Raw genomic sequence first — 23,273 nt, forward strand, 5'->3', positions numbered from 1 at the left:
AATAAAATAAATAGAATGATTCATAGCCAATAATCATGTTTAAATTTATGAAAAAGGGAGGTAACGGAATGGACCGAAGCAATTCAAATCATACATATAACGGACCTTCCAAAGCACTGCCTCTCTCCCTATTCGACGTAAAAAATGAATTAAAACAAAAAAGCAAGCTTATTCCTTCTGACACCATGTATAAATTAACGAAAGAAGAACAACTCATCATCAACAAAATAAAAATACAAACAGAGCAGCTAAATAAAAATAATGTTACAAGAACACGCGCATACTACCAATTTTACATTCAATATCCAGAAATACATTGGGCACTGCTTGGACATATGGTATCACGTAACGGCGGTTGGAATATGACTGATTTAAAGGGGGATTTATATACGAGAATTTTATCAGAGAAAGATCAATTCATATTTTTTTCTTTTTTAGAAAGAGGGAATTGGCTTATTTTCCAAGATGTATACCCTCAATTTTTACTTTACGAACAAAGTGTAAAGAGATCACAAAAGTTATTTCACCTTCTTTCTCACCTAAATGTTTCTACATTTATGGAAACGATGTGGAACCATTTTTGGAAAACAGGTAACAAAAAAACTTTAGCGATTGCAACTATTATTAATGAACAAAACTACTTAGAAAAAAGAGTGATTCAAAATGTACAATTTAAAAAGACTGTACTAAATAGTATTGGATTTAAACTCTTTGATTTCTTTCAGTTTAATCATATTCTTTTCCCATTCTACGAAAATGATAAGAAACAAAAAGTATTACTATTTGGTGATACAATGAAACATTTCACTTCCTTACATGAACGGATATTAATCGGAAAAAGATTGTACTCATTATTATTTCGAGATACACATGTTTTATCTCAAATAATAAGCTGGGCTCAACACCATCCACATACAGGATCAAGGAAAGATTACTGGCCCCATTTATTTTCAAGTGTAAATGAATCTTTTTCCCGTGAGTTTTATAAGCGCCGAATAAAGAAATGCCAGTTACGAAATGGCGCTTATCGCATATACAGCCCTGCACTCATCTATGCATGGCGAGATATGAAGCATGAAGAAGTTGACAGTGAAGATTGGTTTACCGATTGGCAAGTTGTAAATTACTTAGTTGATAAGGAGGAAAATATAAATGGACAAATTACAGAAGACTACTGCAAAACACTCGAAAAAATTGAACTCGCCATTCTCGCAAAGAAAAATGTCCTCCTCCGAGAAGAAGAATGAGTTTCTAGCATTAGTAGTTACAATCTTTCTCTCTTCTATTATTGGAACTTGCTTAGATGCCTTTTTTGTTCATAAACAAATATATTCCTTTCCGGCTAGGCCCTTCTCATCCACATTTTCGGTTAATATAGCTTTTACATTGTTCGTACTGCCGATTTTAACAGTTATCTTTATACACATTTCAAAAAAATTATCTAAAGTTTCTAGAATTTTATTTATTATTTCAATCGGTATTTGTGCTAGCCTTTTTGAACAGGTTGCTGAAAGTTTAGGTTTATTTGTACATAGCGCGAATTGGAACCATACATATTCTTTATTTGGTTATATGATTTTTCATTCTTTTATTTGGAACGTATATAATTGGATAAAAAAATAAAGAGACCATTATAGGTCCCTTCTTAAGCATACTCTTCCGTTATTGCTACTGGTGCCAATGTTTGAAGGCTTTTAGAGCTTAAACGATAGGCAACGACTTTCTTCTTATATTGCTTAATGACATCAACATGTTCCTCATAGCTATATAGAGAAAATCTAATCTCTTTATTCCCTTTCTTCGTATCAATGACTATTGGTGTCCCTTCTCCTTGCGGCGGGAAATAATGTTTATCTAAAAACAAAGCCTCATTAAATTCATGAATAACTTGTAGTTTCATTTCTCCCTCTATATTTTTTCCATCTATCGATATAGAAGTATTTTCCGCCTCAAGCTTTTGATGCAATTCAAATCTACTAATAATTGATTCTACAACAGAAGTGGGCATACTAGAAACTAGCACTTTAAGAGCGCCAAAAATAAATAATGTAACTATAAACCATGTTGTCATTTTCATCATCTCCATTACATTTTAAAATATAAATTTCGTTCCATACGGTATGAATATACTAATGAGTATTCCAGTTACAATCATCGTCACCGAACCGATTGTCGCCTCTTTCTCGCCTTCCTTCACGAGACGGCTCACACCGATAATATGTGATGCACAGCCCATTCCAACTCCTTTTCCAATCGTACTTGTTATACTGAAAAACTTAAGTACTGTTGGTCCGATCATAGCGCCTGTTATTCCTGCAACAACTACAAAACTAGAAGTCATAGATGGAATACCACCAATTTGATCCGCTAATGATAGGGCAATAGGCATCGTTGCTAACTGTGGTAAAGTAGTTAATATAAGTTCCTTATCTATATTTAAAATTCCGCCAATCACTACATTCATACTCGTTACAGCCACTATACCTATCACTACTCCAATAAGTATCGATAAAAAATTTTTCATAAGTATCTTTCGCTCTTTAAATAGAGGTATGGCTAATGCTACAATTGCAGGGCTCAATAAGCTTGAAAGAATGTCTCCTCCATTTTCCCTATACTCATGATGAGAAATACCAAAAATGAAAAATAAACAAATCATAATTGCCGTAACTGTTAACACCGGTAACGTAAATGCAAACGTAAATTTTTCATATAGCTTTGTCGCCAAGAAATAAATTGCTACAGTAATAATAATTAAGACCATTTGAATCGTGCACCTTGTCGATTTTATTTTTTTGTTGTTATTAATAATTGACTTATATACCCTGAAACAATCAAAGTTACTACAGTACTTGCAACTACTAAAAGGAATATAATACTCCCCTTACTGAAAAGAAAAGACCCGTATTCCATCAGCCCTGTTGTCGAAGGGATTAAAAATAACGGTAAAAATACGATTAACTTTTCCGCACCTAACTCAAACCATTTTAACGGTAAAATGCGAGTGGAAAGGAGCAGGAACAGCATTAACATCCCTATTAAACTTCCTGGCATTGATAGATGGAATACTCCTTGAATCCACGTACCCACTAGGCTAAATACATATAGCACGCCTACTTGAAGTAAAAGCGTCACGTACTTCATTTCTTTCCCTCATTTCACTATCACACATCCATATTATGAAATCTCATGTAGCGTGTCGGCAAACCGTTTAATTCCAAGTTGAATTTGTTCTATATTCGCTCTACCAAACGTAAATCGTATATATTCATTTTTCGAACCTAAAACACTGCCCGGAACAAATGCGACACCATTCCGTATAGATTCACCTAATAAGTGATATTCATCAAACTTTCCTTTCACTTTACACCATACATGTATTCCACCCTCTGGCACGAAACATTCAACTCGGTCTCCCAATGTTCCTTCAAGCTCTGCAATTAATTCATCTCTTCTTTGCTTCAATTGTCCACGAAGTATCGTAATATGTGTATGAAAATCCTTTGATTCTAAAAATTGATTTGCTACCCACTGCGTAAATACACTATGGCCAAAATCAACTTGTTGCTTTGCATCTGCTAAACGCTCAATTACACGTGTAGGACCAATTATCCATCCAATACGTAATCCTGATGCAACAATTTTTGATAATGAACTTATATAAAGAACATTTCCATTTTGGTCCATTGATTTTAATGTCGGGTTCACTTCTCCATTAAAAGAAATTAAACTATACGGATCATCTTCTACAATTGGTATACCGAACTCAGAAGACAGTTCTAAAATTTTTTTACGTCTCGCTAATGAAAGCACAGTACCTGTTGGATTTTGATAATCTGGATTCAAAAATACCATACGAATGCGATGCTTTTTGTGCAAATCTATTAAGTCATCTGGATTCATTCCATGCTCATCAACAGGTAAATGAAATATGTTTAAACCGGCCGATTTAAACATTGGAAGCGAAAAACAATATGACGGATCTTCAATCGCAATTGCATCGCCAGGTTTTAATAAACATTGAACGATAAGATTAAGCGCCTGTTGTGCTCCTGACGTAATAAGAATAGAGCTTGAATCTGCTTCAATTTGTTTATATTGCTGAACATGTGCTGCAATTGTTTTTCTCAACATCTCATTTCCAAGTGGATGGTCATAGCCGAGGTTTTCCATAAATGTTTTCTCCGACAAAATTGTTCGAAATCTATCACTTGGAATTAATTCTGGTGACAGTTCACCACTTGCTAAATTAATTAAATCATCTTTTTGTGTTTCCGTTCGAATTTGTTGAACGAGTGGTACGTTAGGTAAGAACGATCCATCCTCCACGTACCTACCCCAGTTCGGTATTCGTTTATGTGAGACACCCCATATATCTGTATTGACCCGTGTTCCGCTTCCCTTTTGTCGTTCTACTACTCCAAGTGATTTTAATTCTTCATACGCAGCTACTATTGTACTCCGGTTCACCTGTAATTTCTTTGCTAACATACGCTCAGAAGGTAACTTACTATCAGAAGGAAATTCGCCTGAAGAAATGCCTCTTTCAATATAATCCGCAATTTGTTTATATACAGGTGTCTTATCTGCACGATTTGGTTTCCATTCCATATAGTTGCCCCCTCTCAAAACTAACTATATTTTACTCACTAATAACAGTATTGACTGTAATAATAGTATTAATTAATTACATGATTTAAAAATCTTTCTACTGTCATATTAAAGCTACTTGGCTTTTCTAAATAAGGTAAGTGTCCACTATTTTTAAACTCAATAAAAGTTGTATTTTTCAAACGGCTTTCAAACTCTCTTACATATTTCTCGGGGACAAAATCATCATTTTCCCCTCTTATAATTAAAGCGGAACATGTAATATTCGAAAGAAATGGTCTTTGATCATAATCTACTAATTCAGCAAATAATCTTTGAATATGCACCGGATTAATAAACTGTAAAGATTGATAAAATCCCCTGACAATTACTTCATTATTCGCTACTCCCATCGCCTTCAACAATGTATCCGCCCATTTTTTCCCGTTATCATGTAAGCTAAGCAAATCATATACTTCAAGCCGCTTCTTTCGATCCTCAGGCTCCAAATAGGGAAATGCATTTACAATAATTAAGCTAGAAACACATTCTGGATATTGGATAGCAAAATCAACACCTACTCTAGCCCCTTTTGAAAGTCCACAAATGACTACTTTTTGTAACTTTAAATAATTGCATAACTCATACAAAACATTTACATATTCTTTAAAGTTAATTTCTAGCCCTCCAGATTTTCCATTTCCTGGTAAATCAAGTGAGATCACTGTCCATTTTCCCTTAAAATATTGCCTTTGATATAACCAATTATTTGCGTTTCCTCCAAGCCCATGTAAAAACAATATGACTGGACCTGATCCTTCTATATTATAAAAAACCTTTCGATTCTTATATACAAAATACATATTCATCACCTTCAGCTGTAGCATCACTTATTTTTATCTTTGAATGAATATATCCAAAACGGTTCTCTTTCTAACCACTCGACTGTTTCCGGTACACCATCTTCATACTCTCTTTTTAGTTCTGTTACTTTAGTCGTAAACTGTGATGCATGTGCTTGCAATGCTTCTAGCTTTTTTGGAACATATTCTTTCACTTCATTTTTAAAATGTGGCGGACCTATTTCCACTTCATGATTATTTGAAAAAGCTACCGCATAAAACGTTGGTCTTTTATTTTCCTGAATAGTAGCTAAAGCCGCAGCCACCGCTTCTCCTGTTGCATCATGATCTGGATGAACTGCATATCCCGGATAAAAAGAAATGACCAATGAAGGATTCAATTCTTCTACACATTTTTGTATTACACGTCTTAACTCTCCAGGAATTTCAAATTCAAGGGTCTTATCACGATATCCCATCATACGTAAATCTTTAATACCTAAAATATTTGTAGCCCTCTTTAGTTCTTTCTCTCTTATAGCATATAATGATTCACGTGTTGCAAAAGGAGGATTTCCCATCGCTCTCCCCATTTCACCTAACGTTAAGCAAACATAAGTTAGAGGAACATTCCGCTGAACATAAGCTAAAATTGTACCCGCCACGCAATATGACTCATCATCTGGATGCGGAAAAACAATTAAAACGTGACGTTCATTTTTTATCAAAATCATCTTCCTCCATCATACACAATATTAACCTTTTTCTTTAAAAACTATTAAATCACTACTGCATACCACGTTACTCCAACAAGTAGTACGAAAAGAAGGATAATATAAATAGTTGATAAGTTTTTCACATTTCTCTTTGTAGACTTTCCGTAATTCTCCTCCACGTTTCTTGCAACTAGTACAGTCCCAAATAGCGATACAATTACAATAATAACGACTAGTGAAATTGCAAAACTCATTGTCTTTTCACCTCTCTAAGACCCATCTATTTTAATTAAAGAACTTACATAAAAACCTTCCTCTTTAAAACGTTGATAACATACTACCTTTCTTCTCTTATCATAATAGATGTTTGTAAAAAGCGGACCAACCACTTTCGTGTTTTTTTACTCATCCACTTTAAAAATAAAAAGAAGCGATATATTTTATCGCTTCTCACTCTCATCATCTTTATTCTTTTATTAATGACTTATTCGCTCTTATAACTTCTTGATACAATAATGGTGACCACTTTTCATTTATGTAGTCTTGAATTACCCAGCCTACTCTCGCAGGATTCTTTTGTTTTATATGGTTTGCAATTTCAGGATTTATATAAGAGGCATAGTAATATGGACTATTCCATGCTGTACCACCAGAAGACAAGCTTGTAAAATTTATATATAGATGATTTAAATCCTCACTATTGTTCATCGTTTCATTCATTGTATCTTTAATAGATTTTACTTTCTCATCATAACTCACTTTATATTTATCTTGTACTGTTACATTTACATTTTGATTTACAGTTGTGGTAAACGTCTCATTATCCGGCCAATAAAAATTATTATATCCTCCAGATTCATTACTACCACTATATCTTTTTAGTAGTACAATTTTCCCACGAGCATCTCCAAGTTTTATATTTCCTTCTGTTTTTAAAAAGATAGGATCAACAAAATAATTTTTTTCAAACGTACTACTAAATGAATCTTCTGCCCCTTTCATATCCTCATACTCTTTTTTTAAGGACATAATAATCGTTTCACTCGGATTATCTCTTAAAAATTGTTTCGCTTCGTTTATGAATTCATGCAGTGTTACATAAATATATAATGGCCCATGATGAAGAACTATCGTATTATCATCTGTTAAACGTCCTCTTATATCAAAAATGCGAGCTCCATGGTCCATTTGATAGCGAAAATCATATTCTTGCGTCATTCCCCATACTTGCTTAATCGGATTTTGCAACTTGAACGTCCCACTATCGTGTGTTCCTGGAATTGAAATTCGTGCTAACGGGATATTATCAGGTATAGGTTGCATCCATTTCGACCAATTTTCAAGCTCATTAACAGAGCTAGCTGCAACTACTTGCTTATCATGTAAAGCAAATACAAATGTGATAAATATTGTACTACATATGAATAATTTCAAAATTAACTTCTTATTGCTCATTATTATCCCTCTCTTTTTCTGTTTTTATATCAAACTTATTGAATATAATATAAGCTAGTTCAGAAAAAATAAATAACATTTCATCAATATGAAATATTGCATAGAAGTAAAGTTAAAAAATCATTCACATATACTAAATTAGAAAAATTTAAAGGAACTTCATCTGAAGTTCCTTTTACTTATTTTATGTTCAATACGTATGAACCATCTTTATTCTCATATTTATAGACGTATAAATAATATTTACCTGGCTTTGCATTATAAGTTCCTTTAACTACATTGCCTTCATTTTCACCATATGCTACATAGTTATTTAAATCTGATTCATGATGAAGTACCCATGTCATTCCGATATTTTGTTCATTTAGTAAAGAAATATTAATATTTTCCGGCGAGTCAATTTGGACAGTAAATACATCTACTCTATCACTATTATATAGCGTTCCTTTCACCGGTGTATGAAAGTTAACTTTATTTGCCTGTCTAGGCTCATTATTTGGTTCATTTTCTGTTACTTGTAATTCATTCCCACCGTTTGGTTTTCTTTGTTCATAGCCTAAGTTTACTAGTATAGACTTCAAATCTGGTAAAACACCAATTTTATCTGCATATGGATCTTTAGATTTTGTTCCTGTGCTCTGGTTGCTTAATATTGCTCTTAGTTCACTAGGTCTATATGGTTGTCCTAAATTTTCTTTAGCAATGCTTTGTACTAAAGTCGCTGCCCCAGCAATAATTGGCGAAGCACTAGATGTTCCGCTAAAGCTTGAAGTATAAAGATTTACAGCACTTCTACTTTGTTCAGCTGTAGTTGTATCTACATTTTCTCCCCATCCGTACACATCAATACGGCTTCCATAATTCGAAAACCACATACGTTCATGAGGGAAAGATGAAGAGCCAGCGCCTACCATAATTGCACCCGAATCTTTAAAATCTTTACTATTACGATTTAAGACTTGCTTACCTTTTCTATCTTTGAACTGGTCTAAATCATTCCACCCATTTGCTCCAGCCTCTATAATTACAATCCCTTTATCTGTACCAGCACGAATTGCATCAAAGATATCTGGTTGTACTTCAACAGGTAAATATTTATCACCATATCCATCGAAAGATGCTTGAGCCTCTAACAATAAAACATCCCCAGCTTCTAACTGATTTACAGCGCTTAATATTGCATCAGCCGTATTATACTGTCCGTTATCTCTTATTTGAGAGATAACCTTTGCTTTCGCTTTTGGCGCAATCCCAATATTCCCGACTTCATTGTCCTCAGAGGATACAATTCCTAGTACAGACGTCCCATGACCGACATGCTGATCTATATTTCTTCCAGACATTAATTCAATATTTTGATGTAATAAATCCTCATGATTTAATAGCCATCCGTATTCCATATCAACAAAAGTGATACCATTTCCATTACCGCCTTGAATTTCCCAGGCGAAAGGCGCATTAATACCGTATGGGGCCGCTTCAAGATAACCTTGCTTTTTAAATCTAGGATTGTTACTAGGATTAAGAGCTACACTTGATGATTGCACTTCAGGTGGCATTATTTTCTCTTTTCTCTTCATATATGCATCTTCTATTAAAGAAGATGCCTTTAACTTATCTACTATTTCTTCTTCATACCCACTATTTTGATTTTGAAGAATATAGTAGTTTAATAAACTTGTAGATACATGATTAGGTGCTTTCACTTCAAGGTTTTGTATTTGTTCCGGGCTTACAGATGTGAATAAACGAGTAAATGTTACATCTGGATATTCTGTCAAAAGATCTTTTATTACTTTATCATTCGTTTGAGATTGTATTTGTTTTTCAATACCATCTTCATATGGCAAATCCAAATCCGCTTTAAATTTTACAATGATTTGCTTATCTGTTTCTTGTTCTATCCCTGATTTAATCTGCTGTTCTATAGAATCAGCATGTACACTATTGATAGTACCTCCTGTTCCTAAAAGTGCTGTAATGATTACAGTTGACGCACACATTTTTTGAAATATTTTCATTCCATTAATCCTCCTATTAATAATTAATTATTATATTAATCTATAATGATTTTATTTCTATAACGTATTCCCTTTCTACTAAATAGATTATAGTAATCAGAAATATGAACTTCAATGTATTTTCATATGCAATATTTCATATTCGGACTCTACACTACACGAATATGAAACTTATAGTGATTATTTATTCTATATGTGCTAATATACTTACATTAATATATTACGCATATATACATTTCAAACTACATTACTTAATAGTTTCACCTTAATTTTTTCTTAGGAGGATTTACAATGAAATTACTAAAACTAAAACATATAATCCCTTTATCTGCAGCTGCAATTACATTCGTATGTAGTCAAAGCACAGCTGAAGCTTCTACCATTCATACAGTAAAAAAGAACGATACACTTTGGGGCATTAGTAAACAATACGGAGTTTCAATACAATCCATTAAACAGGCTAATAATAAAGGAAACGATCAAACCTTTATTGGCGAACAGTTACATATTCCAGGGTCCGTGAAATCAAATGAAATCACTGTTCCTCAAAACGCCAAGCCAGCGAACATTTCTGGACAAATTATTTATCAAGTACAACCGGGAGATTCATTAGAAACGATAGCAAGGCGTTACAATGTCACTGTCCAATCTATAAAACAAATAAACAATACAGTCGGAAACAAGCTTTATACAGGACAACATTTAAAAATCAACTCAAGCATTTCACAAAAAGAAAAAGACTTAATGGCACGCTTAGTCACTGCTGAAGCAGGTGGCGAATCGTATAAAGGAAAAGTAGCAGTAGCGAAAGTTATACTAAATCGTGTAAATGCAAAAGGTTTTCCAAATACAATAACAGGCGTTATTTATGAACCTATTAAATACGGATATGCATTTACTCCTGTTACAGATGGAAGAATTAATCAGCCTGCAAGCGCAGAAGCAAAAATGGCTGTAGAAGAGGCTATCTCCACAAATGGAGTACATTCTGACTGGCTTTATTTCTACAATCCAAAAACATCAACAGACAAGTGGATTACGACACGTCAAACAGTAGCAGTAATTGGTAACCATGTGTTTGCTAAATAAGATTTAAAATCATTAACAGACCTCTTCACTTAAAAGGTCTGTTTTTTTCTATGTAAGATGTTATTAATCATATGACATAGTTATTTTTCAAACTATTTTTTCTTTCAAATAAAAATTTTTGTATTTACTCCACCACTCGTAGAAATTAATAAAGCATCAAGTTCAAAAACTCCCACTTTATTAATAAAAACTATTTCTTAACTTCATAAAATTGTTATACACTAGAAAAATAAAAAACAAACTATTCGTTAGCAGGTGGAAGAATATGTATGATGTTACGATTATCGGCGCTGGAGTAAGTAGCATTTTTATGGCTTATTCACTAGCTAAAAGTAACAAAAAAGTTTTAATTCTTGATAAAGGTAAAGCGCTAGAAGATCGCCATTGTCCTTTAGACGAAGGAAAAGTGTGTAATTGTACTACATGTGATAAATATTTCGGGTTTGGTGGTTTAGGCAAATCTGAAGGGAAATTTAATTATACAAACGGATTTGGCGGAGAACTTGAGAAAAAAGTCGGTAAAGAGGGTTTTATACAACTCATGGCTGAAGTAGATGAAATTCTATGTCAGTTTGGTGGAAGTTCGGTTTCAAAATATTCTACTGAAAATTCAAGTCTCACTAAGAGAGCTGAAGCGTGTGGTTTACAAATGCTAACAACAGAAGTAAGACATCTTGGTACTACACTTTCCAGTAACATTTTTCAGCAGCTCTATGAATTTTTACTGACGAAAATAAAGATCCAATTTCATATAGATGTACAACATATTCTGAAACAGGAAGATCATTTTACAATAGAGACAAATCAAGGAACAGTTCAAACTAAGCAACTAGTATTAGCAACTGGGCGCTCTGGAGCCGATTGGTTAGAAGAAATGTGCAGTTCCCTAAATATTTCTCAGGAGCAAACACGTGTAGATTTAGGAATTAGAGTAGAAATGAAAGAACATCAATTACGCTCTATATTAAAAGATACTTTTGAAACAAAACTTTCTTATCAAGGTGAGCATTTCATAGCAACTACTTACTGTATGAATCCAAAAGGACGCATCATTCGAAAGTACGAAGAAGGTTTAGTTATGCCTGACGGTCAAAATTTTCGAGAGCAAGGAACTGGCACTTCTAACTTAAATTTCACTTTATTTATTCCTCGCTATTTTCCAACTCTCAAAGAAGCAAATGTATACGCAAGTTCAATTATTCAAGGCATTAACCAAGGACGAGATCGGATTGTTATACAGCGCTTAGAGGACTTACTAAAGAAACAACCTACGGTGGAAAACAGCATGGAACATAATCGTATACAACCTACACTACAGGGAGATTATGGAGATTTGAATCAAGAAATTCCTCAATTATATATTGAAGGGCTAAAAGAATTTTTATTACGTTTAGAACAATTTATACAAGAGCCTATCGATCAACATACTTTACTATATGGAATTGATGGAAAGTTCTATGCTCCTACGATAAAAATTAATAATCATTTTGAAACTAGTGTACATGGGCTATTTTTAATTGGAGATTGTTCAGGCGTTACGCATTCATTATCTCAAGCAGCTGCAAGTGGTCTGTATGTTGGAAAGTACTTATCTGACATTTAATTTTTATCATTAAGATGTCAATCAAATATTTTCAATTTCAAAACACTTTACTTATATAGTAAAAGTATATTAATAAGTCCCCTACCCTTCACGGCTAATGATTAACAGACAAAAGATTTCGATTTTACAAAATACATATGTAATATAACTGTATATTTAAAACGGTTGACATTCAATTCTAATAAATTGAATGTCAACCGTTTTAAAAGTCTCTATCCATTTTCACTTTTATTTGTTCGATATTTTGTAACATCATCATAGTGTTTAATATGGTAGGATGTCTATAAGTCAATTTCACTACAACTATGACTTGTTCTGCCCGTTTCTCAAAAAGAGTTATATTTATGCTACTACGCTTTAAAAAACCCCATTATATATATGAATACTTCAAATTATTCCCTTTAGAAAACAAAATCTAAATGGTTCATCACACTCTAATAGTTATAAAAACATAATATATAACTTTAGTTAAATAAATTATATAAAGAAGGTGTAAAAATGAAGAACAAAATAAATTTACAAATACAAAATATAAGTTTTGTTATAATAATGGGTTTAGCAGTATGGTTAAAAACATATCTTATTACGCGATTCAGTTTTGATTTAAAAATCGAGTCTTCGACGCAAGAGCTCATTTTGTTTATTAGCCCTCTAGCCGCATCATTAGCATTTGTTGGATTAGCATTATTTGCAACTGGTGAAAAGCGAAATTATATAGCGCTCTGTATTAATTTCTTATTAACAATCGTGCTTGTTGGAAATGTAATGTTCTATGATTTTTATAATGATTTCGTTACATTACCAGTACTTGGACAAACCTCAAACTTTGGCCAATTAGGCGGCAGTATTATAGAAATATTAAACTACAAAATTATACTCGCATTCGTAGACATTGTTTTCTTCTTTATTTTATTAAAAAAGAAATCATTGGTCTTTAAAACAGAACGTGTAACTCATTCTACGCGCTTGTTATACTTTCTTTTAACGATTGGTGTATTCTTTGCGAATCTACATCTTGCAGAAAAAGAGCGCCCTGAATTATTAACAAGATCATTCGACCGAGTCATGCTTGTCAAAAATTTAGGCTTATATACTCACCAAGTATATGACTTAACACTGCAAGTAAAAGCTGGGTCACAAAAAGCACTTGCTGATAGTAGTAAATTACAAGAAACTGAAAACTACGTAAAAGCAAATCAAAGCGAGCCAAACCCTAATATGTTTGGTGCAGCGAAAGGAAAAAACGTAATTGTCGTCACTCTTGAATCCTTGCAGACCTTCTTAATAGGCGCATCAGTGAACGGGCAAGAAGTTACACCATTCCTAAATGAATTCATAAATGAAAGTTATTACTTTGATAACTTTTTCCATCAAACTGGTCAAGGGAAAACATCTGATTCTGAATTTCTAATCGATACGTCGTTGTATCCATTAAATCGAGGAGCTGTATTCTTTACACACGGTAACAATGATTATACTGCAACTCCAGAAATTTTACGTCAGCAAGGTTATTTCACTTCTGTATTTCATGCGAATAACGCAACATTTTGGAATCGTAATATTATGTACTCCACTCTTGGTTATGACCGTTACTATAATGAACTTGATTACAAAATCACGCCAGAAACAAATTTAAATTGGGGATTAAAAGATATCGAATACTTTGATCAATCAGTAGATATATTAAAAACTGTTAATCAACCATTCTATGCTCGTTTCCTTACTTTAACAAACCATTATCCATTTACGTATGATGAAGATACAAAATTCATTGAACCATACAACTCTGGTAATGGCGTATTTGATCGTTACATCGTAACAGCACGTTACTTAGACGAATCCATTAAAAAATTTATTGAACGTCTAAAGGCCGAGGGGCTTTACGATAATTCTATTATTGTGTTATACGGTGCTCATTATGGCATTTCCGAAAAACATAATCGTGCAATGGCACAGTTTTTAGAAAAAGATCAAATAACAGAATTTGATACTTTAAATTTACAACGTACACCTTTATATATTCATATTCCTGGACAAACAGAAGGTCAAACTATTTCAAAGCCTACGGGACAAATCGATATGAAACCTACTATTCTAAATTTATTAGGTGTTGATTCTACGAATGATATCCGTTTTGGCCATGATATGTTTTCAGATGAATATACTGGCTTTGTTGTTTTACGTGATGGTAGCTTCGTTACAGATAAGTATGCATACAAAAACAACACTTTCTACGACCGTATAACAGGTGAAATTGTAGATTTACCAAAAAAAGAAGCTCAAGCCCTCATTAAACGTGCACAAAATGAATTACGAATGTCTGACAAAATTATTGAAGGCGATTTATTACGTTTCTCAGAAAGTAATAAAATTAAAACTGGCGAAGTACAAACTAAAATTAAAGAAACAGAAAAATAATCTATATGAAAAAGGAGCAACTTATTACAGTTGCTCCTTTTTACTTTCTTATAACACATCAGATTTTTTATTCTACGCTTGTTTCTAAAACTACATCCGCAAAAGTATTATCATCACCTATATTTAAAATCACTTCACATTGACGCAATCTCAATTCAAAGAGCATGATAGAATCGTGATAGATTTCAGGATTTGATTTCATCTTATGTAATATCTCTTGTTTTTCTTGTATTTCTAAATGCGTGTTTTCTACAGCTTGCTTTAAGGAGTTAAATGGATTCCTAAAGAATATATTAATATCTCGCTCTTGTGTGTTTTCAAACAGCTCAAATTGCAAGAAAAATTTCTTCATAATAGAAGCCGTTACTTCAGTATAATCTTCATTTTCTACATACTGTTTGTATTTGTTATATAGCATAGATTTATTTTTAGGAAGAACTCCAAATAATTTACCAGCACTTTTCAGTAAAAATTGTGCTGGCGTAAATCGACGTAAAATATTTACTTCATCCATTTGTATTCTAGTCGTCATCCTGTCAGTATCTCTGCGCCAGTCATCAAGTACTTTAAAGTCACATTCTAACTGTATTCTATTTTCTCCAAATAGTGAATTAAGCCCTTCACTAAGTTCTTCTAAATATGTTTGACTTTGAAGAAGCTCATTATTAGAAGTTGCAATCCAATTTTGCATAGAAAGAGCCAGATTAGGTAACACAGTTTGTTCTAAATATTTATGCACTCTTTCATTCATTGCTTTATTTAGTTCCGTATCCATGTGCCCGAAATCACTTTCTTCACTAATTAAATTAGAACAGCTCTTTAATATCTTCGGAATATTTTCAGTAAGATCATTTGTAATTTCAGTCTTCATTGAACGATACGATTGTGTAATGAAATGAATTTTTTCCCTCTCAAATGTAGTAAGGTTATTAATGCTACCGTTTAGTTTCACTAGCATATCTTCATTCCAATTAATAGCATCCACCAGATTATTTTCTTTCTCAACACGTTTATCCAAAAGATATGTAATTGTTTTTCGAATGAAAAATAATAACTTTTCAGTACGTTCTGCATCGATATTTTTATGATTAAAGTTAAAATGAATAAACTCAGTTAAATCATTTAATTGTTGACTACTTGTATATAACGAGGAATAAGGGAAAATTCTCGCATACGGGAAATATGTGTTTATTCTCGTTGCCGTATCATGTAATACCCTTTTCACTTCTGCTTCACTGTAAATGTTATCGATTTTATTTAATAAGAAATGAATTTGTAAATTTGGCGTATGCTCTTGAATACTTAATAGAATGTCACGTTCTTTATCAGTAAAAGGTGAATCCGCATTCAATACGAACAGTAATTCGTCTACAGAATTTAAATATTCGAATATCTCATCTCTAGTGTCGTTATTCCTATTAAAGCCAGGTGTCACTACAAATGTAAGTTTATTTTCATTTAAAAATCTACATGGTAATTTAAATTCAACACACGCTCTATCTCTATATGTTTGATAGTGCTGAGACATCATATTATGGTAATCAGAGACATCTTCCGTTGTTGTAATTGCTGAGTCTGTTATAGCGTTTATTTCTATATGAGCATCATTTTTTAAAACTACTACATTTGAAATTGATTTTTCTAATATATTTTCTCCTAATATAGAGTTAATAAATGTAGTTTTTCCGTTCCCTGAAGTTCCCGTTACTAAAATACGATTTGTTCTTAAATCTGCGAGCTCGTCAACTAACCATTTAAATCGGTGACCTATTTCTATATTCTGCTTTTGTGCCCACTGTGTAATAGATTCAAAAAGGTGTAAGCTGTACTCTAAGCCATTTACATGATTAATAGAATGTGACAGTAAGTTTTCCGCATGTTCTATATTTGCTGAATCTATTTTGGAAGGGAAAATCTCATCCCATGCCAATACAGCTGCAGATGGAAATACAGCATAAGATGGATTGACTACCTTTAACCAATTTGCTAACAGATTTGGAATGATATCGTTTAATTGTCTAAGCGTATATTGACCTTGAATTAATGCAAAGTACGTTTCTTCGTAAAGAGCAGAAACTTTGTTCCATATATCGGACGAATGTATTTCAATATGTAAGAAAAATTTATTTATTGTGTTAAGCCACAATAAGTAATTTTTTTCATTTTTATAACTGTTCCAGAGTGATGAAACCATTTGCGTAAATTGTACTTGATCTACATTATTTAATGTAGCTAATGCATCATAAAAATAGTCTGGTGAAATATGTTTAGTAAACCCTTTATCGATATATCCTTTTAACACCTCAAACCAAGGATACGATTCTATGCGAATTAACTCATTCACAGCAAGCTCTACTGCACTATCAAAATCTTGCTGTTCCTCATAAAAGGAACGGGCAATTTTTGTGACATTCGGATAATCAGGATTTAAAGAAACTGCTTCTTTAATAACACCGAAAGCTGAGTCAAAATTATTTTGCTCAATGTAAAGAGAAAGTAATTGTAGTCTAATTTCGGTCATCAATATTTTATTATCAGTAGTAATAGAAGTATAAATATTTTCAGCAAATGATAACTGATTCAGTTCGAAATAAGCATCCGCAATATTTTTTTGTGCCCATGGTGCTAATTCATTACTAACCTTCTCCCATTTAAAAATAGCTGCTTCAAAATCTTGATGACGATAATAAAATTCACCTTGTGCAAAACGAATATAAGACCCATCAGAAATCTCATTTTTTTCTTCGTTTACATAAGCTTGTCCAAGTACGTCAAGAGTTGGTTTTGTTTCATTCTCCATTAGGAATGTTTCATAATACATCTTTTTTATTAATTGTTTTTCTAATCTCATCTTTTCCCCCACTATATCTTGAAAATACATTTTTAAGATATGTCAATACTTTTTGTATGTATGCTTTTTATCTTAACAAAGAATATCTTTTGGAAAATTTCATTTTCCTTTCATTTTTCAAGTTAGATTGAATTTTTATGAGAAAAGTTTCAGTTTTTTTTCAATTCCCTTTCAGTTATGAAACAGCATTAAATGTTCCTAATAACCTAATAACACTATAATATTCCACATTATATTATCAGGAAAACCCCATATAAACCATATTATAAAAACAATCTATATTGAATTTATATACATAATTCACTGTGCTGTCAAACAAAAAAACAACAATAGGAGCCAACAGCTATTCATACCATTTCTTTCTCAAATTGTTTTCCTTTAAAATGTTTCAGTAGTTATGTAATTAAATTCCATTAACCTATATAAATAACTAGTCCAAAAAATAACTATATGCATATCATGTTATAGTAAAGAATTTAGGAGATCCTAAAAGGAGGCATTTTCATGTTTGAAGATAAATCTAAAATAAATTACCCATATGAATTTACTGAAACTACAACAGTTCCTCTAAAGAACCCCATTGATAAAAAATTCAAGAACGGCACAGGTACACATAACTTCCCAATTAAGAAGCACTATAAAGAGCAAGTTCTATACACTGAAAAAATTAATAATAATAAAAATAAGTAATTGTATAGACCTTTATAACAATTAGCCAAATAAGAAGCAACATTTGGCCATGCATAGTTATTTAGTTAGTAATGATACAATTCATGCACATTTTAAAAAGTGCTGTATACAGCGCTTTTTTATACATAGATAAATTTAAGCTAACGCAACCAAGAAATAAACTGCAAAATTACTCCACCTTATTCTCGTTTAACTATTAAATCTACATATGAAAAGGGAGCAACAGTAAATGTTGCTCCCTTTTGAAATATAATTTATTCACTCTACATAACCCTCTTAAACATCTTCTCCAACTCATAAGTAGAATGATGCACAAGAATCGGTCTTCCGTGTGGGCATGTGTATGGGTTTGTTGTTGTACGTAATTCTTCCAGTAAGGCAAATATTTGATCGTTCGTTAAATATTGATTCGCTTTAATGGATGCTTTACAGCTCATCATGATGGCTGCTTCTTCACGTAACTTTTTAATATCCACTTTTTTTAGTTTAACAACTTGCTCCATCATTTCATCGATAATTTCTGTTTCTTGTCCTTTCGGGAACCATGTTGGATGCGAGCGGACGATAAAAGATTGATGGCCGAATTGTTCTAAAAATAGCCCGACTTTTTTTAGTTCTTCTAACTGTTCTTCGACACGTAAAAATTCAGTAAGAGATAGATCAATACGGTACGGTACAAGTAACTCTTGTACTTCTTGCGCTACCCTTCCTACTTTATCACGGAAGTATTCATAATTAATACGTTCCTGCGCGGCATGCTGGTCAATCATATATAAGCCTTTATCATTTTGAGCGAAAATATATGTTCCATGCATTTGTCCAATTGGATAAAGTGGTGGTAAGTCATTCCCGTTCATTTCAATCTCTTTTATTTCCCGAACTTCTTCTTCTAATTCCTCTAGTTCAAAATCCTCTTCATTACTGTCCCACGATTTCTCTTCTTGAATTGGTTCTTCGATTATCGGTTTAGTGGATGGTTGCCAACTTTGTTCTTCTCTTATGAGTGACTGTGGTGGTTGCCATTCTTGTTTCGGCGGTTGCCACAGTTGTGGTGGCTGTTTCACAGCCTGCGGTTCTTCTTGTTTTGCATCCATGCCAGTTGGTAAAACAATGTCCGGAATAGATGGTTCTTTCGGCTTCGCATGCTCAAACTGGAACTGTTCTTGCACACTTTCGTCTTTTTCTTTTTTCTTCGTTGTTACGCCTGCATCTGGAATGAGCTGTATTTTTTTAAATGCAGCTTGCAATGTTTCTTCGATCAGCTTTAGCAATTCTTGTTCTTTACTAAAACGAACCTCTAACTTCGCTGGATGTACGTTAACGTCAACTAGCATTGGATCCATTTCAATCGATAAGAAGCCAATTGGATACCGGCCGACTGGCAGTAATGTATGGTATCCTTGCTGAATTGCTTTCATTAGTACAAAGTTTCGAACGTAACGACCATTTACGATCGGTGACATATAATTACGAGATGCTCTCGTTACTTCTGGTAATGTTACATAACCTTTAATTGTAAAGTCTAAAGATTCAGCTTCAATTGGAACAAGCTTCTTCGCAACTTGAATACTGTAAATCGATGCAAGTACTTGTCTTACATCACCGTTACCTGATGTATGAAGCAATTTCTTTTCATTATGAAACAGTTTTAACGATACTTCTGGATGTGACATTGCAATACGATACACGATATCTGTAATATTCCCGAGCTCCGTATGAATGGTTTTCATATATTTAAGACGCGCTGGTGTATTAAAGAATAAGTTTTGTACTGTAATATCTGTTCCTTTTCGGCTCGCAGTCTTCTCTTGCTTTATAATGTCTCCACCTTTAATTATGAGGTGTGTACCAGGCGCATCACCTGTGCTAGTAATTAATTCTAATTCACTAACAGAGGCAATACTCGGCAATGCCTCACCGCGGAAACCGAGTGTTCTTATGCGAAACAGATCGTTTTCATCTTTAATTTTACTCGTCGCATGGCGTTCAAAAGCGACGATACAGTCTTCTTCTGCAATACCATCACCGTTATCAATGATACGAATTTTCGATAACCCAGCTTCTTCTAAGTGGATTTCAATAGATGTACTATTCGCATCGATAGAATTTTCCACAAGTTCTTTTACGACTGAAGCAGGGCGCTCTACTACTTCCCCTGCCGCAATTAAGTTAGAGAGTTGGTCATCGAGTTTGCGAATTTTCCCCATCTACTTACTCATCCTTTCTTTAACTTTTTCTGTAAGCGATACAATTCGTTCATCGCTTCTAAAGGTGTCATATCAAGTAAATCGATTTTTTTAATTTGCGCCAATACTGCTGTTTCTTTTTGATCTAGCAGAGGTTTGTCTTGTTTCTTCGAAGACTGTTCTCCTCCAAAGAAAGATAGTTGCGATTCTTCTTCAGTCTCTACTTTCGTTTCCTGTATTTCTGCTATTTCCTCTTTTACAACTACAGGTTCTGGAGCAGCTTCTTGTACTTTCACTTCTACTCGTTTTGGAATAATAATTTCTTCCTGTCCTTCTAGCTGTGCTAACACTTCTTTCGCGCGGGCGATTAAGCTATCTGGAAGCTCTGCAAGTTGCGCAACGTGAATTCCGTAACTTTTATCTGCTGCCCCGTCTTGAATTTTATGAAGGAATACTACTTTTCCATTCTCTTCAATTGCTGAAACGTGTACATTTTTCAGTTGATCTAAACTCTCTTCTAACACCGTTAATTCGTGATAATGCGTAGAGAATAACGTTTTTGCACCAATTTGGTCATGAATATGTTCAATAATTGCTTGTGCAAGTGCCATACCATCATAGGTAGATGTACCGCGTCCAATTTCATCGAATAAAATTAAACTTCTTTCTGATGCGTTTGCAATTGCATTTTTCGCTTCTAACATTTCGACCATAAATGTACTTTGACCTGATATTAAATCATCCGCTGCACCAATTCTCGTAAAGATTTGATCAAATACAGGTAATACTGCTTCTGTTGCTGGTACGAAACAACCGATTTGCGACATAACCGTTACAAGTGCTAATTGTCTCATATACGTACTTTTACCAGACATGTTCGGCCCTGTAATTAAAAAGACATCCATATTCTCTGGCATAATACAATCATTCGGTACATACAATTTCCCGTTCAATACTTTTTCAACGACAGGATGACGACCATCTTTAATAAAGATTTCGCGCTTCGTTGTCAGTACAGGTTTTACAAACTGTTCTTCTTCACTAACTGTCGCAAAACTTTGCAGTACGTCTAATTCACTAATTACTTTCGCTAAATGTTGTAATTTCGGAATAAATACCTTTACTTCTTCACGAAGTGCTGTAAATAAATCGTATTCTAGCTGTACGATTTTTTCTTCAGCTTCCAAGATTAACGTTTCTTTTTCTTTCAGTTCATCTGTAATGAAACGTTCAGCATTAGCAAGCGTCTGTTTACGTTCATAGCGACCTTCTGGAAGTGCTGCAAGATTCGCTTTCGTTACTTCAATGTAGTAACCGAAAATACGGTTGTATCCGATTTTTAACGATTTAATTCCAGTAATATCACGTTCTCTTTTTTCAAGCTCAGCAATCCACGTTTTCCCGTTTTTACTCACGTAACGATATTGATCAAGCTTGTCATTATAACCATCTTTAATAATATCTCCATCTTTAATTGAAAGCGGTGGGTTTTCTTGAATACTTCTTCCTAGTAATTCTGTTAAGCTTTCACATGGATCTGCACCTTGAATTAATCTCGATGCATAAGCGTTATCTAACAAACTAATTGCTTCTAAAATAGCTGGCACTTGAAGTAATGAACGTCTTAATTGTAATAAGTCTCTTGCATTTACGTTACCAAATGCAACTTTTCCTGCTAAGCGTTCTAAATCATATACTTCTTTTAACTTTTCTTTTAAATCTTCACGTAAGAAGTAATCATTTACAAACGTTTCAACCATTTCTAAACGCTCTTCAATTCTTTCTTTCTGTATAAGTGGACGTTCCATCCACTGTTTTAACATACGACCACCCATAGCTGTTTTCGTCTTGTCCAATAACCATAATAGTGATCCTGTTTTTTCTTTCGTCCGAAGTGTTTCTGTCAGTTCTAAATTTCGCTTTGAATGTACATCAATTTTCATAAATTGATTCGTATAATAAATTTCTACTGGTTGCAAATGATCTAAAGAACGTTTTTGCGTTCTTATTACATAGTTAAATAAACGTCCAACTGCTTTAATTAATTTTGCTTGTGAAACATTTTTCACAAGATGTTCTAATCCTTCCGGAATTGCCGTTGCATCTTCATACGAAATCGTCATTTTCAATGTTTCAGTTAACTTGTTTAGTTCATCTTTAGAAAATGAAGAATCAACAACAATTTCTTTCGAACCAGTTGCATACACTTCTAATAAAATATCTTCTACTGAACCAGTCAGTAACGTTACTGTATTTTGTCCAGTCGTTAAGTCGTTACAAGCTAATGCATATGATCCATCTTCAAAATGTGTTAATGCGGCTAAGAAGTTGTTTTCTTTCTCATCAATTGTACGCCCTTCCATCATCGTTCCTGGCGTAATTAATTGTACTACTTCACGACGTACTACACCTTTAGCTGTTTTCGGATCTTCTACTTGCTCACAAACAGCTACTTTATATCCTTTTTCAACAAGTTGTTCAATATAGTTTTTAGCCGCATGATATGGTACACCGCACATTGGTATACGTTCACTACTACCGCCATCTCGGCTCGTTAATGTAATTTCAAGTTCATGGGCTGCTTTAACAGCATCCTCAAAGAACATTTCATAAAAATCGCCTAAGCGAAAAAATAAAAAGGCATCTTGATAATCTGCCTTAACCTTTAAATATTGCTGTATCATAGGCGTATATTGAGTCATACTTTTCCTCCATAATTCTTACATGATAATCTATTTTCATATATGTCGCATTTCACGGACACTCTTATCTCCTATTTCAGGAGTCTTTCTTCATTATAACATATTTCATA

At 33.4% G+C, this 23,273-nt stretch carries 18 protein-coding genes; 6 read left to right on the top strand and 12 right to left on the bottom strand.

The window, feature by feature from the left end; translation table 11 throughout:
- Positions 1–68: 68 nt before the first annotated feature.
- Together MR168_RS00195 and MR168_RS00200 are read left to right on the top strand one after the other, a co-directional pair.
- A complete protein-coding gene (locus MR168_RS00195; RefSeq protein WP_000376164.1) occupies positions 69–1,247 on the top strand; it encodes a DUF2515 domain-containing protein in 1,179 nt (392 codons plus the stop codon).
- Positions 1,222–1,623 (top strand): CBO0543 family protein, encoded by a 402-nt coding sequence (locus MR168_RS00200; RefSeq protein WP_033692454.1) that lies wholly within the window; start codon positions 1,222–1,224, stop codon positions 1,621–1,623. Before MR168_RS00195 ends, MR168_RS00200 begins: the two co-directional genes overlap by 26 nt.
- A 22-nt stretch (positions 1,624–1,645) precedes the next feature.
- On the opposite strand, the gene MR168_RS00205 is transcribed toward MR168_RS00200, so the two are convergent.
- The 9 genes from MR168_RS00205 to MR168_RS00245 all read right to left on the bottom strand — a co-directional run bounded on the left by MR168_RS00205 (position 1,646) and on the right by MR168_RS00245 (position 9,624).
- Positions 1,646–2,071, bottom strand: coding sequence for a YfmQ family protein (locus tag MR168_RS00205; protein WP_086411746.1), 426 nt, complete (start codon positions 2,069–2,071; stop codon positions 1,646–1,648).
- 21 nt (positions 2,072–2,092) lie between these two features.
- Positions 2,093–2,764 (bottom strand): LrgB family protein, encoded by a 672-nt coding sequence (locus MR168_RS00210; RefSeq protein WP_006922209.1) that lies wholly within the window; start codon positions 2,762–2,764, stop codon positions 2,093–2,095.
- 23 nt (positions 2,765–2,787) lie between these two features.
- On the bottom strand, positions 2,788–3,144 hold the full coding sequence (locus MR168_RS00215; protein WP_000878492.1) for a CidA/LrgA family holin-like protein: 357 nt from the start codon (positions 3,142–3,144) through the stop codon (positions 2,788–2,790).
- A gap of 33 nt (positions 3,145–3,177) precedes the next feature.
- Entirely contained in the window at positions 3,178–4,611 is a 1,434-nt protein-coding gene (gene pdxR / locus MR168_RS00220) for a MocR-like pyridoxine biosynthesis transcription factor PdxR (protein ID WP_016123267.1), read from the bottom strand.
- A 68-nt stretch (positions 4,612–4,679) separates the two neighbouring features.
- Positions 4,680–5,453 carry an alpha/beta fold hydrolase gene (locus MR168_RS00225; RefSeq protein WP_086411747.1) on the bottom strand — a complete coding sequence of 258 codons (774 nt, stop codon included), beginning with the start codon at positions 5,451–5,453 and terminating at the stop codon, positions 4,680–4,682.
- A 23-nt stretch (positions 5,454–5,476) separates the two neighbouring features.
- Complete coding sequence (gene bshB2 / locus MR168_RS00230; protein WP_042867561.1) at positions 5,477–6,157, bottom strand: bacillithiol biosynthesis deacetylase BshB2; 681 nt, start codon at positions 6,155–6,157, stop codon at positions 5,477–5,479.
- Between the two features lie 53 nt (positions 6,158–6,210).
- Complete coding sequence (locus tag MR168_RS00235) at positions 6,211–6,402, bottom strand: hypothetical protein (protein WP_000006467.1); 192 nt, start codon at positions 6,400–6,402, stop codon at positions 6,211–6,213.
- A 211-nt stretch (positions 6,403–6,613) separates the two neighbouring features.
- On the bottom strand, positions 6,614–7,603 hold the full coding sequence (gene plcA, locus MR168_RS00240; RefSeq protein ID WP_086411748.1) for a phosphatidylinositol diacylglycerol-lyase: 990 nt from the start codon (positions 7,601–7,603) through the stop codon (positions 6,614–6,616).
- A gap of 179 nt (positions 7,604–7,782) precedes the next feature.
- Positions 7,783–9,624: a S8 family peptidase gene (locus tag MR168_RS00245; RefSeq protein ID WP_086411749.1), complete on the bottom strand. Its 1,842-nt coding sequence runs from the start codon at positions 9,622–9,624 to the stop codon at positions 7,783–7,785.
- Between the two features lie 291 nt (positions 9,625–9,915).
- Here MR168_RS00245 and MR168_RS00250 point away from each other — a divergent pair, with 291 nt between their 5' ends.
- From MR168_RS00250 to MR168_RS00260, 3 genes are all read left to right on the top strand, one after another.
- Positions 9,916–10,713 (top strand): cell wall hydrolase, encoded by a 798-nt coding sequence (locus MR168_RS00250; protein WP_000771174.1) that lies wholly within the window; start codon positions 9,916–9,918, stop codon positions 10,711–10,713.
- A 265-nt stretch (positions 10,714–10,978) separates the two neighbouring features.
- Positions 10,979–12,316: an NAD(P)/FAD-dependent oxidoreductase gene (locus MR168_RS00255; protein ID WP_086411750.1), complete on the top strand. Its 1,338-nt coding sequence runs from the start codon at positions 10,979–10,981 to the stop codon at positions 12,314–12,316.
- Positions 12,317–12,814: 498 nt separating this feature from the next.
- The gene (locus MR168_RS00260; protein WP_242291165.1) at positions 12,815–14,734 is read left to right on the top strand and encodes an LTA synthase family protein; all 1,920 of its coding nucleotides are present in this window, start codon (positions 12,815–12,817) and stop codon (positions 14,732–14,734) included.
- Between the two features lie 67 nt (positions 14,735–14,801).
- Here the strand turns inward: MR168_RS00260 and MR168_RS00265 are convergent, their stop codons facing one another.
- Complete coding sequence (locus MR168_RS00265) at positions 14,802–17,585, bottom strand: dynamin family protein (RefSeq protein WP_086389426.1); 2,784 nt, start codon at positions 17,583–17,585, stop codon at positions 14,802–14,804.
- A gap of 504 nt (positions 17,586–18,089) precedes the next feature.
- Here MR168_RS00265 and MR168_RS00270 point away from each other — a divergent pair.
- The gene (locus MR168_RS00270; RefSeq protein ID WP_000461138.1) at positions 18,090–18,275 is read left to right on the top strand and encodes a hypothetical protein; all 186 of its coding nucleotides are present in this window, start codon (positions 18,090–18,092) and stop codon (positions 18,273–18,275) included.
- A 263-nt stretch (positions 18,276–18,538) separates the two neighbouring features.
- Here MR168_RS00270 and mutL read toward each other — a convergent pair whose 3' ends face one another.
- A complete protein-coding gene (mutL, locus tag MR168_RS00275) occupies positions 18,539–20,482 on the bottom strand; it encodes a DNA mismatch repair endonuclease MutL (protein ID WP_242291166.1) in 1,944 nt (647 codons plus the stop codon).
- A gap of 8 nt (positions 20,483–20,490) precedes the next feature.
- Complete coding sequence (mutS, locus tag MR168_RS00280) at positions 20,491–23,163, bottom strand: DNA mismatch repair protein MutS (protein WP_000196026.1); 2,673 nt, start codon at positions 23,161–23,163, stop codon at positions 20,491–20,493.
- Positions 23,164–23,273 lie beyond the last annotated feature (110 nt).

It is taken from the genome of Bacillus cereus group sp. BfR-BA-01356, assembly GCF_022663635.1.
In the GTDB taxonomy this organism is placed as follows: Bacteria; Bacillota; Bacilli; order Bacillales; family Bacillaceae_G; genus Bacillus_A; species Bacillus_A cereus.

Excerpts from the sequence above, each read along its gene's own strand:
- MR168_RS00245 (WP_086411749.1), bottom strand. The coding sequence starts at position 9,624 with ATGAAAATATTTCAAAAAATGTGTGCGTCAACTGTAATCATTACAGCA.
- mutS (WP_000196026.1), bottom strand. The coding sequence starts at position 23,163 with ATGACTCAATATACGCCTATGATACAGCAATATTTAAAGGTTAAGGCA.
- MR168_RS00260 (WP_242291165.1), top strand. The coding sequence starts at position 12,815 with ATGAAGAACAAAATAAATTTACAAATACAAAATATAAGTTTTGTTATA.
- MR168_RS00270 (WP_000461138.1), top strand. The coding sequence starts at position 18,090 with ATGTTTGAAGATAAATCTAAAATAAATTACCCATATGAATTTACTGAA.
- mutL (WP_242291166.1), bottom strand. The coding sequence starts at position 20,482 with ATGGGGAAAATTCGCAAACTCGATGACCAACTCTCTAACTTAATTGCG.
- MR168_RS00195 (WP_000376164.1), top strand. The coding sequence starts at position 69 with ATGGACCGAAGCAATTCAAATCATACATATAACGGACCTTCCAAAGCA.
- MR168_RS00250 (WP_000771174.1), top strand. The coding sequence starts at position 9,916 with ATGAAATTACTAAAACTAAAACATATAATCCCTTTATCTGCAGCTGCA.
- plcA (WP_086411748.1), bottom strand. The coding sequence starts at position 7,603 with ATGAGCAATAAGAAGTTAATTTTGAAATTATTCATATGTAGTACAATA.
- MR168_RS00215 (WP_000878492.1), bottom strand. The coding sequence starts at position 3,144 with ATGAAGTACGTGACGCTTTTACTTCAAGTAGGCGTGCTATATGTATTT.
- MR168_RS00265 (WP_086389426.1), bottom strand. The coding sequence starts at position 17,585 with ATGAGATTAGAAAAACAATTAATAAAAAAGATGTATTATGAAACATTC.
- MR168_RS00210 (WP_006922209.1), bottom strand. The coding sequence starts at position 2,764 with ATGGTCTTAATTATTATTACTGTAGCAATTTATTTCTTGGCGACAAAG.
- MR168_RS00200 (WP_033692454.1), top strand. The coding sequence starts at position 1,222 with ATGTCCTCCTCCGAGAAGAAGAATGAGTTTCTAGCATTAGTAGTTACA.
- MR168_RS00235 (WP_000006467.1), bottom strand. The coding sequence starts at position 6,402 with ATGAGTTTTGCAATTTCACTAGTCGTTATTATTGTAATTGTATCGCTA.
- MR168_RS00225 (WP_086411747.1), bottom strand. The coding sequence starts at position 5,453 with ATGTATTTTGTATATAAGAATCGAAAGGTTTTTTATAATATAGAAGGA.
- MR168_RS00255 (WP_086411750.1), top strand. The coding sequence starts at position 10,979 with ATGTATGATGTTACGATTATCGGCGCTGGAGTAAGTAGCATTTTTATG.
- pdxR (WP_016123267.1), bottom strand. The coding sequence starts at position 4,611 with ATGGAATGGAAACCAAATCGTGCAGATAAGACACCTGTATATAAACAA.
- MR168_RS00205 (WP_086411746.1), bottom strand. The coding sequence starts at position 2,071 with ATGACAACATGGTTTATAGTTACATTATTTATTTTTGGCGCTCTTAAA.